Source organism: Shewanella sp. W3-18-1, assembly GCF_000015185.1.
GTDB lineage: Bacteria > Pseudomonadota > Gammaproteobacteria > Enterobacterales > Shewanellaceae > Shewanella > Shewanella putrefaciens.
Genome location: NC_008750.1, coordinates 770,246 through 786,216 on the forward strand (window position 1 = coordinate 770,246; position 15,971 = coordinate 786,216).

Genomic DNA, 15,971 nt, shown 5'->3' on the forward strand with positions numbered 1-15,971 from the left:
CCTACCTTTTATATTTTTTCCAATCTGCTTTTCTAAATCCACAATCTTTATTATTAGGCATAAGTATCAAACTGATAGCGACTAATATGGTGGTAAATTTCCCCCGGTACTAACCAGACATTATCACCACATAAATGGGGTTGGTTTGGTGAATCAGGCGGCATTTGAGGTTCTATACATACGCCATGGTGTTGATTGAAAACCTGTTGATGACGGCCTAACGTCCCTTTTAAAAAATTGGAACAGTAAAGTTGGACACTCGGTTGATTGGTAAATACTGTCATAGCGCGGCCGCTCACGGGGCTGCTTAAACAACCAAAGCGTGCAAGGGAACCTTCGGAATTATTCATCAAATAGCAGTGATCGTAGCCATGGGTACTAGCGAGTTCGGCTGAATGCAGTTTATCACCGAGACGTACGGCTTGACGTAAGTCGAAGATAGAGTTTTCAACGCTCGCGATTCCAGTAGGAATGCTAACATCATTTATGGGCAGATAACGCTCGGCATCCACTTGCATAAAGTGGTTGTAGTTAGTATCCGAGCCATCAAGATTGAAGTAACTGTGTTGAGTCAAACTAACGGGGCAAGGCTTATCTACAGAGGCTAACATTTCGACATAGAGGTTATTGGCCGCTAAGCGATAGTCTAATTGCACAGTACAATTACCAGGAAACCCCATGTCACCATCGGGGCTAACTAGTGTTAAGCGTACTCCATCGGGGAGTGTACCTAATTGCCAGACTTTGCGATTAAAACCTTCACGTCCTCCGTGTAAACAGTTCGTCGCTTGATTAATATCCAGTTGATAATTTTGCCCTTGATAGTGCATTTTGCCATTAGCAATGCGATTAGCAAAACGGCCAGTAATGGCACCAAGATGGGCATTTTGGGTGAGGTAATCTTCGACGCTATCGCAACCAAGTACAATATTGCCACGTTCCCCATGTTTATCGGGTGTCCAAAGTGAGCGAATAATACCGCCTAAGCTGATAACTTCTAATGCAAGAGTTCCATTGTCTATCCGTACTCGTTCGATTTCGCCACCGCGGGGATCCGTCCAAGGTTCTAATACACTGAAACGTACCATTTCGCTTCCTTCTGTATTTTGTGAGCAACTAGTTATCGATACGACCCGCTCCAGCACTTGCAGAACATAAATAGACTGTGGCATCGATCCCTGTTTTCTCGAAAAAATCATGCTCCACAGCCGCAACGACCTCATCGGTAAGTTCATGATCCACTAAAGCCACGACACAACCATCTGTCATACGTATGCCGCCACGTACCCCTATCACTTGGCCAACAATGTCAACTAAGGTGTCAAATTCGGGCAGGGTCACTTCAAAATCATCCCTGAGTGAGACATGGGATTGCGCCATTAACTGGCTAAATTTAGTGATATTATTTTGTTCGAGTGCGCGCGCAGCACTCTGAGTGCGTTTATTCTCGGTCACTACATGTTTGGCGCGGCGATATAGAGTGTCAGTTAATTTATCTTTAGCACTTTCTAACTGACGCAAATCCAAGTGGCGCAATGCATCTAAACCAAAATATTCAGCAGCTTGGGCACACTCATCGCGGCGTTGTTGATTGGTGGCCGCTAAACGCTGTTTTTCAATATGAGCATCTATGATGATAAGGCTTAAATTTTCGGGGATCGAAATGGCTTCACTGTCGAGATCCAAACAGTCGATCAGTAAAGCGTGGTCCTGCTCACCCATGGCACTGATCATATGATCCATAATGCTGCAGGCCGATTTAACATATCTATGCTCACCACGCTGGGCTAATTGCGCGACTGCCATGGGGGATAAGTGTAGTTGGCTGCTATCACTGATTGCGGTGCCAAAAGCAACCACAAGCGCCCCTGAAGAAGATAAACCCGCGGCTAAAGGAACATCACCCACTATGGCTAAATCCAGTCCTTTTGCTAATAGGCCTGTGTGAGCCATGGCCGCTGTGAGTCCTTTTAGATAATTCACCCAGCCATCAGCCGGATCAATATGCCCCTCTTGGCCGAAGGTCCACTCTTTGAGTTGTCCAGGAAAGGCATCGGTAACGGCGCGAAACTTGGTATCTTCACGACGCTTAACCGCAATAACGGTATGAAAATTAATGGCTGCTGGTAATACAAAACCATCGTTGTAATCAGTATATTCACCGATCAAATTGACTCGGCCTGGGGCTTGATATAAATCATCGGCTTTAGTGCCAAAGGTTTGGACAAATAACTTAGTGGCGCGCTGCGCAGGGTTTGACATGCTGTGAAAACTTCCAAAAAAGCTGAGCTAATTTCGTTCTTGTCTTCGATTTATATCACGACTGAGTCGGCTATGTAACTGAGATTTTGTATCGTTATTGCGATGGAGAGAAAAGAGAAAATCGATAGTCTTCTTGAGTACAAGTTAATCATCTTATATAAGTGATGTAGCCATTTGATTTGTAAAGAATAGTAAATTACAAGTGCGATAGGCTCAGTGGTATTCCTCTGAGCCTATCTAATGCTTTGTTAACTCACATTGTTTAATGTACTTGGCTTTAATGCTTCTTGCTCTTCGAGTGTTGTTTTATCAGAGGCTTGCAGTAATTCATGGATAACATGGTCGACAAAACCTGCACCAGCGGCTTCGTACAAGTTATAAACACTGTGCACACCAGATGCCCTTAATGCATCGGCATCATCACTGTACTGAACTATCGCACTGATTTTGCCTTGATAATCGAGTTTTTTGAGTTGTTCAACTGCAAACATATTTCCTGCATGGTGTGGCATGGCGAGCAGTACGAGTTCGAGATTGGGTGCATGGTCGAGTTTTTCCCAAAAGTCGGTATCTGATGCATCGCCCTTGACCACATTGCGGCCGTTGGCTCTGTGTAAATCCACCAATTCTTGCTTATGTTCGATACCAAGGATTTCACCCTCAAATTTGTTACGTAGCTCATCGTAGGCACCGCTACCAATACGACCCATTCCTAGAATTAAGAAACGGGGATTGCCAATGGCGATTGGCCTATCTTCTGGGTGTAATGGCTGTTTTTCAAATCTAACCAACCGCTGTTGGAATCTCTGATAGATATTGCCGACAGTCGCATTGAGTGGAGCTGCGAGTAAGAAACTAAAACTTAAAGCCACTGCAATAATGACTAACCACTGCGAAGGTAACCAGCCTTTGCTGGTGGCCACCGCGGCAACAATTAAACCGAACTCACTGAAATTACCTAAGTTAAACGATCCTAACATCGAGGTACGCGAGCGTAGCTTAAAGCGGGTAAGAATATAGACAAATAATAGAATTTTTAACGGGACTAATAGTACTAAAAGGGCGGCGAGCACGATATCGGATACCGAAGGTAAGCCATTGAGCCCAATGGTTAAGAAGAAGGCGACAAGAAAAAGTTCTTTAAAATAGAATAAGGATTTTGCGAGTTCAGAGGATTTTTTATGTCCAGCGAGTAGGATCCCGATAATTAAGGCGCCTAAGTCAGGTTTTAAGCCCACGACTTCAAATAACCAAGCACCGACCACAAGTGCCATCACCAGTCCGAAAAGCACTAATAGTTCACCGTGTCCTACACGATCAAAGGCTTTGTAAATAAGCGGCTTAGCCAGTGGTAATAAGAGTAATGCAAAAGCCCAGACCGAAGGTACATCTCCCTTGGAAATGGTTAAAAACAGTACGGCGAAAATATCCTGCATAATCAGGATACCAATGGCAACACGACCATAGAGAGATTGTATATCCCCCTTATCCTCCAATACTTTTACGGCAAATACGGTGCTTGAAAAACTTAAGGCAAAAGCAAGTAGGGTAAGTTGCTCAATATTTAGGCTAGTCAGTTGACTTAAGCCGATAAGGCCTAAGATTTTAAGAATGGGCACAAATATTAGCATTGATAGTATTAAGTGTATGCTCGAACCCGCCCAAACCTCAGCTTTGAATAGACTCCGAATATCCAGTTTTAAGCCAATAGCAAAGAGCAATAGGGTAACCCCGAGGTTTGCGAGTTCTTGCAGTAGTGGCAGACTTTCTTTTTCTATGCCTAAAACAAACAGCACAAAGCCCGCCACTAAATAGCCGATGAGAGGTGGGAGTCCTATCCTGCTGACGAGCATGCCGCAGACGAGTGTGATGACAAGGATAGCCGGTTCCATAATGCTCCAATTTAAAAAGTCCACAATAAGAATGAATTGTATAAGAAATCGATGACAGAGCGATAAAAAAGCGGACTTTTAATTAAAAAAGTCCGCTTTTCTTTGTGGTTGTGTCAAAGCAGTGTTTAAACCCAAACTACCATAATTTTATCTTGGGGCTTTGCTTAACATTATGTTCTATAAGGCGTTACCTTTATTTTACTAGGTGGTCTAAATGGGCCGCAAAGTCTTTAGGCCCCATAAAGCCTGTCACGCGTAAATCTTCCCTTTGCGCGCCCTGCTCGTTAAACATCAACAGAGTTGGTAAACCGAGCACATTGTATTTTTCTAAAAGAGCGACATCCACAGCATCCGTTTTAGTCACATCGGCTTGCAATAACACTATTTTATTCATGCGATTTAAGACTTCTGCATCCTTAAAGGTTATGGCTTCAAATTCTTTACAGGCAACGCACCAATCAGCATAAAGATCTAACATCACAGGTTTGCCTTCGGCCACTGCCGCCGTGATTTCGCGATCTAGATCTTCTACTGACTTAATGCGTTTGAAGCCATGGGATTCTTCGGACGTCACCGCGACCCCCACAGGATTATGGCTAAAACCAAAATGCCTCATTACTGATTGAAAACCATAGGAGAAGCTAGCGAGGAGAGTCAGCATTAACAGTACCGAACGGACAGTCTGTTTCCAGTTAAAGGTGCTCAGTTTGTTTTGGTGCATCAAGTAGCCAGTGAAACTAATGCCCCAAAGTGACCAAAGCACATCGGAAATGACGCCAGTCCAAATACGGCCAAGCATCACAATGGACACTGCTATGAGAAGGAAACCAAACACGGTTTTAATGATATTCATCCATGCTCCAGCGCGCGGCAGCAATTTACCGCCAGAGGTGCCAATGATCAATAAGGGCACGCCCATTCCCATGCTGAGTACGTAAAGCGCTAAGAAGCCTTGGAGTAAATCACCCGTTTGCGCCACATAGACTAATGCACCCGACAGTGGAGCCGTTGTACAAGGAGATGCCACTAGACCCGAAATCACTCCCATCAAAAATACGCCAACTAAGTTGCCACCCTTTTGACTGTTTGATACCGAGTTCATTTTTTCCTGCCAGCGTGATGGCAGTTTTAAATCATAAAGGCCAAACATCGATAAGCTAAGAACAAAGAACAGGATAGCCAATACCACTAACACAGCAGGATGTTGGAGTGCGGCCTGATATTTCATCCCGGCTGAAGCGACAACTAAGCCCAGAAGTGAGTAAGTAATTGCCATACCTTGTACATAGGCCATGGACAAGGTAAAAGCTTTTGCCGTTGAGAGTTTTTGTCCTTGGCCGACAATAATGCCAGACAAAATGGGGTACATAGGAAAGACGCAGGGCGTCAGTGCTAAACCAATACCTAAGCCAAAAAAGATCACTAAGGTCCAAATTAAGCTGTCGTTGGATAGCATTTGGCTTAGGGTGTCTTGTTGAGTGATAGGTTGGGTGGTTTTATCTGGACTGACTGCTTGAGTCTTTGTCGCGTCACCATTGGCTAGAATACCGTCGTTGGCAGCTACGGCTTTAAGGGACACTTCGCGCTTTGTGGGCGGATAACATAGTTTGCCTTCGGCACATCCCATAAAGGTAACAGTGAGTGTACTATTTTCATCGGCTTGCTTTAGGCCAACAGGAATATCTACATAGGTGTAATAGACTTCTTGTTCGCCAAAATATTCATCGGTATGGGGTTTACCCTGGGGTAAGGCGATGGTGCCTAATTCGGCACCATTGACGGAGAATACCAGTTTATCGCGGTACATATAGTAACCGTCGGCGATAACCCAATTGAGTTTGACTTGATTTCCTTCCTGCTTGTAATCGAAAACAAATGCCTTATCGACGGGCATTAGTTCTGGTTCACTTTTTAAAAAACCAAAGGTGTTTGCTAAAACGCCCTCGCTATAGGTTAACGGAGCGAGGAGCAATAAAGAGGTGAAGATAAGGCTAAGTAGTTTTTTCATGGCTGCGTGTTATCTTTTATCCAATCTAAGTAAGCTGGTAGCCCGTGAGTCACAGGTACGGCAATTATTTCAGGTACTTGGTAAGGGTGGAGTGTTAGCACAAGTTGTTCTAACTCGGCATAACGATTTTGTAAACATTTAATGTGTAAGCTAATTTCTTGCTCTTCACAGATTTTCCCCTCCCACGAATATATAGAACGAATTGGCGCCGATATATGCACACACGCGGCAATACGCGACTCGATTAAGGCGCATGCTAAGGTGTTGGCCAGTGACTCATCTGGGCAGGTAGTGCTCACCACTAAATATTGATCTTGCATGGTATGGGGTATCGTCCCTTAACAATCTTAAACTTCACTTAAGCCCGTTGGGGTAAGCTACTTTACGTGTTTTCATGGTCTCATACATTAACGCGTTAACAAAAGGGTGAGCTAAATTACATTCCGATGTGGACTATGCTCGTACTGATGACTTGATTTAAGACCGGACAACCCCCATTTAGTTTACAGTGATAGTGAGATAAAAACGGATAATCGGATAAAAACGGATAGTGAGATAAAACTGAGGTCGGTATGTTATTCATTCTATTTTTACTTTTTGTGCTGATCCCTGTGGTTGAGCTATCGGTGCTAATACGTGTTGGTGAAGTGTTAGGAACGTGGACCACCATTGGCTTAGTTCTCTTTACCGCGATACTTGGGGTATCTCTGGTGCGCAGCCAAGGGATCAGTACTTTAATGCAAGTGCAACAAAAGCTCACAAGGGGCGAAGCACCTGGGCAAGAAATTGTCGAAGGCATGATGCTAGCGATGGCGGGTGTGTTGTTGGTTATACCCGGATTTGTAACGGATTTTATTGGCTTATTGCTTTTAACGCCGTTAACTCGTCGCCCTATTGCTGCTTTGGTCTTTAAACGTATGCAGTTACGCGTGGTTGCGGGATTGCATGGTGGAATGAAGGGCGGTTTTGGTGAAGGGCCATTTAGTCAGCATACACAAGACCCGGGATCTAACCCATTTGGACACTCGCCTTTTGAACAGGATAAACCCGCTCAGGGAAATACCTACGAGGGCGATTTTGAGCATAAAGAGGATCCTCTCGAGCCAAAGCCAAGGATCCACCAAGTTTCAGATAAAGACATAGATCCAAAGGATCCTAAGATTTAGCTGTCAGCTTTGTCTATCGCGGTGATAATACAGTTACGGCCAGCGCGCTTAGCGGCAAATAACGCATCGTCAGCAGCCCGTAAACATCGTTGATAGTCTGGATGCCCATCATACATTGCTAAACCAATACTGACTGTAATTTGTAGTTGTTGATTGTGTGGCAGTAAAAAGGTTTCACGCTCAACTTTGCGTCGGATATTTTCAGCCGAGAGAGCCGCTTCTCTGGCGTTTATATCGACTAACAACATTAGAAACTCTTCTCCACCGAGGCGAAATAAATAATCTCCACCTCGACCTGTATTACTCAGTAATGCCGCCAGATGTTGCAATACAAGGTCACCGCCTTCATGTCCATAGGAATCATTTACGGTTTTAAAATGGTCAATATCAATAGCAAGTATCGCAAATTGACTTTTATTGCGCCGACTATAGCTGACTTCTTTCGTCATCACTGCGGGGAGAAATTTTCTGTTTAACAACCGCGTAAGAACATCACGACCAGATTCAACCTCTCGATTTTGCTCAAATAAAAGATCAAGATAGTAACGGATAGATTTAGATTGCTCGCGCAATTCACGAAGGCATTGGAGCTTTTTGGTATCGGCTTGTAAGGAGGGTAATGCTAAAAGAGGTAGCAACACATTATCAATATGGTTAATACCGTCATTAATCAGTGTTATCTCCTCCGCGCCCGCAAAAGCGTGCTCTGCTTTATGGCGAAACCATAAACCAAACTCAGAAGAATATAATGGCTGAAGTAGCGCTGCATCAACACCACTTGCGCAATCAAACATGACTTTGTTTTCCCAATCTAGGAACGCGGCACGTTGTTTATCTTTTTCATGGGCAATGTTTTGTGCAATAGCATGTAAGCGATAGGCTTCCTCTGAGCGGGAATTTCGCTCATGTGAGTTAGAATACGCTTGGCTCATTATCTCCATTGCCAAATCAATCAAGATACTTGCATGGGATGCAAGTGCGTGACTGGTTAACTGGGTGATTCTTGTTTTTAGGTAGCGAGCGCCATTGAGTACTAAGTGTACTGGTACACCAATTCGGGCGTGAATTTCACCAATTTTTATCTGTTGTGCAACGAGTGCTTGAATATGCTCGGTCGTCTGACTTTGAAACATATCCGTCAACCATTGTTGCATTGATGCTTTTAAGCGTTTTTGTACTAAATCATTAGACAAGAATTCAGATGCTGAACTGTCTTGCATCATCGCTTGATAAAAAGTATCGCTAAGGGCATGTTGATTTTGATGAATAAGGTGCTCTAGTTGCCCTGCATCAGATCTGGAGAGGTTGTTGACTAGGGCAAGCCATTCAGCAGTATATTTTTCGGTGCCGATAGTTGGCATGAGCATAATCCTTACTTCACTTGTTCTTGCGGTGTTGTATTTAAAGGTAGAGGGTTATTGCTGAAATTGCGCCTTTGCAGCTTCCACTTTGGCGAAGTCTAAACCGAGCTCCAGTACCGCCTCTTTGATCAACGCAGGCTTTTGCATTACCAGCGCCATAAGCTGCTGTAATTTTTCAGGTGGGATCCCCAACTGACTAATCGTTGCCATGGCAGCAAACGGATTTTCTGTTAAGGTTTGGAATAGCGCATTAATTTTGGCGTCGCTGATATTGTGCTCTTTTAAGATGGCAATAATGGGATTCATTATATTACCTTGCTGATGTCAATACGAAATAGGCTCTGATGTTATCACAAACTGCTTGGTGAGTGTGAAGGGAGGGCGAGGGGATAACATACAGTAAATATAGATGAAGGAAAGTGACCTATAAAATCCTGCAAATTATCCCATGTTAATAAATGGTCCAGTAGGTTATTTAATCAGCTTTAATAGTGCCTTAAAGCGTTCACCTTGGGCTTGGTGTTGTAACTCAAATAGCAATGATTCCACATTGGTGAGTAGCGCGCCTTTATTCGTCATCATTTGTATACCGAGTTGCTTGTTAGTCTCACTTCGTGATGAGACAGCATCTGCGACTAAGTGCACCGAATATTGGTTCGCTAGTAAATCACAGCAGGTTTGATAAACACACACATGGGTTTCTATCCCTGCCAAGATGATTTGTTTACGTTCAGTTTGAATTAACGCTTGCTTAAATTCATCACAGCGCCAACCGCTAAAATGTGCTTTGGCGATAGGCATGTTGGTTTTTTCAAGCAATGTTTGTAATTCTGGGCTAGTTGCGCCGAGTTTATCTGGGAGTTGCTCTAGCCATAAAATGGGGATTTCAAACAACTGCGCGCCTTGAATTAAGGTTTGGAGTTGCTGGTGGAGTTGTTCACTACCTTGCATAATCTGAGCGAGTTTTCCCTGCACATCCACGATGACAAGCACACATTCTTCGGGTTTTAACATTGTGCCTTCCTTTTGCATTTTAGTTTATGACGGCGTTTTTTTTCATATCACGCTGTATCAGTAAACCCTAATTCCCCACGGTTACCAATAGGCATAAGGTCGAATAGTTCTGCACTTAAACAGATCACTAAAAGAGTGCGTTGCTAAGTGTTATGCACAAATGTGGTGCATTTTTAAGCGCAATATAAGGTCTGTTTGTATTAAATATATTATAAATCAATATATTAAATTATTGGCCTGATGATTGAATTACCTTTGATACAAGTTAATAACAATCGTGTTTTTTGGAGGTCAGGATGAAACTAGTCAGCGCTATCATCAAGCCATTTAAGTTGGATGATGTTCGTGAAGCTATCGCCGCAATTGGTATTGAAGGTATGACGGTGACCGAAGTTAAAGGTTTTGGCCGTCAGAAAGGGCACACAGAGTTGTACCGTGGTGCTGAATATCAAGTGGATTTTTTGCCGAAAGTAAAATTAGAAATTGCCACAAAGGCTGAAAATCTCGACATGCTGATAGAGGCTATTACCACAGCAGCTCATACGGGAAAAATTGGCGACGGTAAAATTTTCGTCGTTGACTTAGAACATGCTATCCGTATCCGTACGGGTGAACTCGACTCTGAAGCGCTATAAGGGGCTGATAATGGAAGAATTAACAAAATTAGGCGTTACAGTCACAGAACTACGCTTTGCACTTGATACCTTTTATTTTTTAATCTCAGGTGCTTTGGTCATGTGGATGGCTGCGGGGTTTGCCATGCTAGAAGCGGGCTTAGTACGCTCAAAAAATACTACTGAAATTTTAACTAAAAACGTGGTTCTTTATGCAATTGCCTGTGTGATGTACCTCTTAGTCGGCTACAACATTATGTATGTCGATAATACCGAGGGCGGTTGGATACCCTCCATCGGCACTTTAATCGGTTCACAATCTGCTGATGCAAGCCATGCGTTAGAGTCTGACTTCTTCTTCCAAGTGGTGTTTGTGGCAACGGCGATGTCAATCGTTTCAGGTGCAGTGGCTGAACGCATGAAGTTATGGGCGTTTCTTTGTTTCGCCATCGTCATGACTGGGGTGATTTATCCTATTGAAGGGTATTGGACATGGGGCCAAGGATTTATTGCCAAACTCGGTTTTGTTGATTTTGCAGGTAGTGGCATAGTGCATATGACTGGCGCTGCAGCTGCAATTGCTGGGGTGCTCTTACTCGGCGCTCGTAAAGGTAAATACGGCCCTAATGGTCAAGTCAATCCCATTCCTGGTTCTAACTTACCCATGGCAACCTTAGGTATGTTTATTCTGTGGATGGGGTGGTTTGGGTTTAATGGTGGCTCTCAACTTATGGTGTCTGATGCTGAAAACGCAAGTTCAGTGGCAAAAGTGTTTATGAATACCAATACTGCCGCGGCATTTGGCGCTATTTCTGCCCTTATTGTATGTAAAATGATTTGGGGGAAAGCAGACTTAACAATGATTTTAAACGGTATTCTAGCGGGTTTAGTCGCAATCACTGCCGATCCTTTATCTCCTTCATTTTTAATGGCGGGCGTCATTGGCTTGGTTGCTGGTGGTGTAGTGGTGTTCTCCATTGTCGGATTAGATCGCGTTAAGATTGATGATCCTGTCGGGGCTATTTCAGTTCATGGTGTGGCAGGTTTTCTTGGTCTGATGTGCGTACCTTTATCGAATGCTGATGCAACCATTACGGCACAGCTAACTGGTGCTGCGATTATCTTTGCTTGGGTATTTTGTTCCTCATTTGTCGTATGGTCTATCATCAAAATGACTATGGGTATTCGAGTTTCTGAGGAGGAAGAATATAACGGTATGGATGCTTCCGATTGCGGTATCGACGCTTATCCTGAGTTTGTGACAGTAAAAAATGCCAGCTAAAAACTCACTGATATGACTTGATGCCATAACAGGATCAGGGGATAGTAAAGCAGAGCTTAGTGCTCTGCTTTTTTATGGGTAATCCAAGCCAAGTGTGAGGCTTTTTAAATTTTACAGAGTAAGAAGTGTGATAAATCATGCAGCGATAAATTTAAGGAGTGACTGATGAATTTGATTGCAAATATTGTGCAACGCTATGTCTTACTGAGCCTTATCACCCTATTCGTTATGCCTGTGATGGCGGGTCAAGTGGTCGTGACGCGTTCGAGTGAGCCATTTGACGCCTTTGCTGTGCGAGATCAAGTGCTTAAAGACTTTGAGTGGCAAGAATCGCTTCGTCGACAGGAGCAGATCCAAATTTTACAGGCTCTGCCTATTGGCTGTGTGTTGATGACAAAACCCTATCGCCATTTTTCCTGTGGTGAGAGTACATATCGACCCTATCAGTATCAGCAGCGAGAGCTATATATTAAAGTGGATTCCCCTAAAAAATAATGGCTTTTAGCTGAGTGATTTCATTGTTCAATACCTTAAAAGACTTCACCTGTGGATCCACCGCCTTATTCGATTTTACTCACCATGACTGTGATTTATCCGATATATTTTAAATTATCACTTTTAAAAACATATAAAAACAATTGGTTATGCATGATTTTTTGAAATAGAAACAACTTGGTTGCATTAGCGCTTCAGACTGGATAAATTGAACTCAGTATTGCCGTTGAGATCCCGTATTGCAGCGATAGAAATAGCCTAAGACACCAGAGTTGGAGCAGTAAATTATGCATTACCAAAACGATGACGTTCGCATTAAAGAAATCAAAGAATTACTTCCTCCCATTGCGATTCTTGAACGATTTCCTGCTTCCGAAAAAGCCTCTGCCACCGTATTTAATGCCCGTCAAAGTATTCACCATATTTTAGCGAAAAATGATGATCGCCTTTTAGTGGTAATCGGCCCTTGCTCTATCCATGATCCTAAAGCCGCATTGGAATATGGTCAGCGTCTTGCTTCTCTGCGCGAGCATTATAAAGATCAACTTGAGATTGTGATGCGAGTGTATTTTGAAAAGCCAAGAACGACTGTGGGTTGGAAGGGGTTGATCAACGATCCTTATATGGATAACAGTTTTAAACTGAATGATGGACTGCGTACCGCCCGAAAATTATTAGTGGATTTAAATGATAGTGGTATGCCAACGGCGGGAGAGTTCCTTGATATGATCACGCCACAATATATGGCCGACTTAATGTGTTGGGGAGCCATTGGTGCGCGTACAACTGAGTCACAGGTACATCGAGAGTTGGCATCGGGGCTTTCGTGTCCTGTCGGGTTTAAAAATGGCACTGATGGTACGATTAAAGTCGCCATTGATGCGATTGGTGCTGCAAATGCACCACACCATTTTCTTTCTGTCACCAAGTTTGGTCATTCTGCGATTGTGTCAACTAAGGGGAATCCCGATTGCCATATTATTTTGCGTGGTGGACGCGAACCTAACTACAGTGCGCCCCATGTCGCACAGATAAGTGAGCAGCTACAAAAAGCCAAATTACCCGATAATGTGATGATCGACTTTAGTCATGCTAATAGTAGTAAACAGTATCAGCGCCAAATGGTAGTCGCTCAAGATGTGGCTGACCAAGTTGCCGCAGGCAATAAAGCTATTTTTGGCGTTATGGTCGAGAGTCATTTAGTGGAAGGGCGTCAGGATCTAGTTGAGGGGCAAGATTTATGCTACGGCCAAAGCATTACCGATGCCTGTATTGGTTGGGATGACACTGAGCGTTTGTTGGCTGTATTAGCCCAAAGTGTGATTGAGCGCCGCAAGGCCTAAAAGTCGGTCAGTAAGCAAAATAAAGGCGCTTTTCAGCGCCTTTATTTTTATGATTTATTGCTTATTTCGGCTAAATATTCGTTTGCTTTGGCTAAGCTACCAAAGGCGGCAATCAGGTTGTTTCGACCTTTGTCCTGAATTTCTGGATTGCCTGATTCTATCATCATCCACACCCAAGTTTGGATCAGTGGTAATGGCGGGTATTGAACTTTAGCGGAATCCAACATAAAGCTTCCTTTGATCTTGATTTAATTGAGTTATCTTAATATTACCGCCAGATATAAGTCAGTTGCGCTTATACCGCTCTATCTAGCGTCTTGAGATTAGCAAATTTTGTGGCTTTTCATCACCAACCCCAATGGCATTTTGGGTAAATTTTGAAAAATAATCAACACTATAAATCTCACTAATAACGCTTATTTTAGGGGGTTGCATATCGATAAGTTTATTCTTTGTGAGTTAAATGTGTTCATGGGTGCTGTTGATAAATTTTTACATAGTATGTCTCTTATAAGTCGTAGGAATGACATTACGATTAACGAGTCTATCTGCCCCAATTCTGATTGTCTGTCAGATAAATCTGATTGATTTTGTTCAAGCTTTGTCGGTTTGATTTCACCCAATGTTGATATCTGCTGTTACAATTGGCCTAACTCATTTAAGGTTAAGTCATATGCGTCCAACATCATATTTTGAAGGTCCAATAGATAAGCTAAACTGGCATGTCCTCAAGTTACTTTGGCCCTATTTGCTTGAATATAAAGGTCGTATTACCTTGGCAATGTCTTGTCTTGTCGTCGCAAAACTGGCCAGTGTCGCATTACCATTTATCCTTAAACAGTTAGTCGATACTTTAGATGACGATAAAACAATACAGGCATTAAGTGTTCCTGTTGGCCTAGTGCTTGCTTACGGTGCGGTGCGTTTATTGACTGTTATTACTGGGGAAATACGCGATACGCTATTTGGTCGAGTCACTGAACGAGCTATCCGACGTTTGGGGTTAGCGGTATTTGATCATTTGCATCGGCTAGATTTAGATTTTCACTTAGAGCGAAGAACGGGGGGCTTATCACGGGATATTGAGCGCGGCACGAGTGGTGTGAGTTTTTTAATGCGCTTTATGGTATTCAATATCGTGCCAACCTTACTCGAAATTGCCATGGTGATTGGTATTTTCTTCTTTAATTACGGTGTCGCCTTTGCATCAATTACTTTTTTCTCTGTACTGGCTTATATCCTTTTTTCCGTTATTGCGACTGAATGGCGCACCGAATATGTGCGTGATGCAGCGAAAGCTGATTCGCTATCCAACACAAGGGCTATAGACAGTTTACTGAACTACGAAACTGTAAAGTACTTCAATAATGAGAAATATGAGTCTGAGCGATATGATCAAGCTCTGGACCAATGGGAAGTGGCGAAGCGAAAAAACCGTTTATCGCTCTTTGCCCTAAATGGAGGGCAGGCTTTAATTATTGCATTAGCGATGACGGCCATGATGGCGCTAGCGGCTTATCGTGTCACCTATGGCGAAATGACATTGGGTGATTTTGTATTAATTAACGCGTTTATGATGCAACTCTTTATGCCATTAAATTTTCTCGGTTTTGTTTATCGTGAAATCCGGGGTGCCTTAGCTAATATTGAACGTATGTTTAGCCTGCTTGATAAATATCCTAAGATCATCGACTCACCAAATGCCCTCGATTTTCAGCCATCAAAAGGTGAGCTTTCTTTTGAGAACGTCAACTTTAGCTATGATGATAGACCTATTCTGCGGGATGTGAGTTTTAAGGTCGCTGCGGGTAAAAAAGTTGCGGTTGTTGGTGATAGTGGAGCAGGTAAATCGACACTGATTAAACTCCTTTTTCGTTTCTATGATGTTGATCAAGGCGCGATTAAGATCGATGGTCAAGATATTCGTCATTTGACTCAAGATGCACTACGGCGTGCGATCGCGATTGTACCGCAGGACACTGTACTTTTTAACGATTCCTTAGTTGAGAATATTCGTTATGGTCGCCCTGGCGCGAGTGATGATGAAGTCCGAAATGCCATTAAACTCGCACACTTAGAACAGTTTATCGCTTCACTTTCCCAAGGTTGGGATACTAAAGTGGGTGAGCGCGGCTTAAAGCTATCTGGCGGAGAAAAGCAACGAGTCGCTATCGCCAGAGCCATTCTTAAGGGATCGCCGGTGCTAGTGTTTGATGAGGCAACCTCATCACTGGACAGTCGTTCTGAGCAGGCTATTTTATCGGCGCTACGTGAGGTGGCTAAAGGGCATACTAGCTTAGTGGTTGCCCATAGACTTTCGACAATTGTGGATGCCGATCAAATTGTTGTATTGAACCAAGGTAAGATAGTTGAACAAGGTAATCATGCTTCTTTGCTGGATATGGGAGGGTTATACGCGAAATTGTGGCGAATACAAAATGAGCAATCACAAGCCCCAGTGGATGTTTAATTGCACAATACAGTTCAGTCTTTATTCAGCTTCAGATCTCTATACTCAAGAGCCATCAATCAAT

At 43.2% G+C, this 15,971-nt stretch carries 15 protein-coding genes; 6 read left to right on the plus strand and 9 right to left on the minus strand.

The features are described from left to right. Positions 1-53 precede the first annotated feature (53 nt). The 5 genes from SPUTW3181_RS03590 to cutA all read right to left on the minus strand — a co-directional run bounded on the left by SPUTW3181_RS03590 (position 54) and on the right by cutA (position 6,482). Entirely contained in the window at positions 54-1,088 is a 1,035-nt protein-coding gene (locus tag SPUTW3181_RS03590) for an aldose epimerase family protein (protein ID WP_011788072.1), read from the minus strand. Positions 1,089-1,116: 28 nt separating this feature from the next. Continuing rightward, complete coding sequence (galK, locus tag SPUTW3181_RS03595; protein WP_011788073.1) at positions 1,117-2,262, minus strand: galactokinase; 1,146 nt, start codon at positions 2,260-2,262, stop codon at positions 1,117-1,119. 248 nt (positions 2,263-2,510) lie between these two features. Continuing rightward, entirely contained in the window at positions 2,511-4,154 is a 1,644-nt protein-coding gene (locus SPUTW3181_RS03600; protein ID WP_011788074.1) for a cation:proton antiporter family protein, read from the minus strand. 193 nt (positions 4,155-4,347) lie between these two features. Then, positions 4,348-6,162, minus strand: a complete 1,815-nt coding sequence (locus SPUTW3181_RS03605; RefSeq protein ID WP_011788075.1) for a protein-disulfide reductase DsbD — start codon at positions 6,160-6,162, stop codon at positions 4,348-4,350. Beyond that, entirely contained in the window at positions 6,159-6,482 is a 324-nt protein-coding gene (gene cutA, locus SPUTW3181_RS03610; RefSeq protein ID WP_011788076.1) for a divalent-cation tolerance protein CutA, read from the minus strand. The genes SPUTW3181_RS03605 and cutA overlap by 4 nt, the downstream gene beginning before the upstream one ends. Before the next feature lie 252 nt (positions 6,483-6,734). On the opposite strand from cutA, the gene SPUTW3181_RS03615 reads away from it, so the two are divergent. Further along, entirely contained in the window at positions 6,735-7,328 is a 594-nt protein-coding gene (locus SPUTW3181_RS03615) for an FxsA family protein (protein ID WP_011788077.1), read from the plus strand. On the opposite strand, the gene SPUTW3181_RS03620 is transcribed toward SPUTW3181_RS03615, so the two are convergent. The 3 genes from SPUTW3181_RS03620 to SPUTW3181_RS03630 form a co-directional block, all read right to left on the minus strand. Continuing rightward, the gene (locus SPUTW3181_RS03620) at positions 7,325-8,689 is read right to left on the minus strand and encodes a diguanylate cyclase (protein ID WP_011788078.1); all 1,365 of its coding nucleotides are present in this window, start codon (positions 8,687-8,689) and stop codon (positions 7,325-7,327) included. The two genes, SPUTW3181_RS03615 and SPUTW3181_RS03620, sit on opposite strands and share 4 nt — an antisense overlap. Positions 8,690-8,743: 54 nt before the next feature. Next, on the minus strand, positions 8,744-8,995 hold the full coding sequence (locus tag SPUTW3181_RS03625) for a DUF2999 family protein (protein ID WP_011788079.1): 252 nt from the start codon (positions 8,993-8,995) through the stop codon (positions 8,744-8,746). 165 nt (positions 8,996-9,160) lie between these two features. Then, complete coding sequence (locus SPUTW3181_RS03630) at positions 9,161-9,703, minus strand: hydrolase (RefSeq protein WP_011788080.1); 543 nt, start codon at positions 9,701-9,703, stop codon at positions 9,161-9,163. Between the two features lie 296 nt (positions 9,704-9,999). On the opposite strand from SPUTW3181_RS03630, the gene SPUTW3181_RS03635 reads away from it, so the two are divergent. From SPUTW3181_RS03635 to aroG, 4 genes are all read left to right on the plus strand, one after another. Then, entirely contained in the window at positions 10,000-10,338 is a 339-nt protein-coding gene (locus tag SPUTW3181_RS03635; protein ID WP_011788081.1) for a P-II family nitrogen regulator, read from the plus strand. A 10-nt stretch (positions 10,339-10,348) separates the two neighbouring features. Then, positions 10,349-11,599 carry an ammonium transporter gene (locus SPUTW3181_RS03640; RefSeq protein ID WP_011788082.1) on the plus strand — a complete coding sequence of 417 codons (1,251 nt, stop codon included), beginning with the start codon at positions 10,349-10,351 and terminating at the stop codon, positions 11,597-11,599. Positions 11,600-11,764: 165 nt separating this feature from the next. Continuing rightward, the gene (locus SPUTW3181_RS03645) at positions 11,765-12,094 is read left to right on the plus strand and encodes a hypothetical protein (protein WP_011788083.1); all 330 of its coding nucleotides are present in this window, start codon (positions 11,765-11,767) and stop codon (positions 12,092-12,094) included. Positions 12,095-12,381: 287 nt separating this feature from the next. Further along, entirely contained in the window at positions 12,382-13,437 is a 1,056-nt protein-coding gene (aroG, locus tag SPUTW3181_RS03650) for a 3-deoxy-7-phosphoheptulonate synthase AroG (protein ID WP_011788084.1), read from the plus strand. A gap of 47 nt (positions 13,438-13,484) precedes the next feature. Here the strand turns inward: aroG and SPUTW3181_RS03655 are convergent, their stop codons facing one another. Further along, positions 13,485-13,664 (minus strand): hypothetical protein, encoded by a 180-nt coding sequence (locus tag SPUTW3181_RS03655; protein ID WP_011788085.1) that lies wholly within the window; start codon positions 13,662-13,664, stop codon positions 13,485-13,487. Positions 13,665-14,110: 446 nt separating this feature from the next. On the opposite strand from SPUTW3181_RS03655, the gene SPUTW3181_RS03660 reads away from it, so the two are divergent. Beyond that, positions 14,111-15,907, plus strand: a complete 1,797-nt coding sequence (locus SPUTW3181_RS03660) for an ABCB family ABC transporter ATP-binding protein/permease (protein WP_011788086.1) — start codon at positions 14,111-14,113, stop codon at positions 15,905-15,907. The last annotated feature ends 64 nt before the right edge of the window (positions 15,908-15,971 follow it).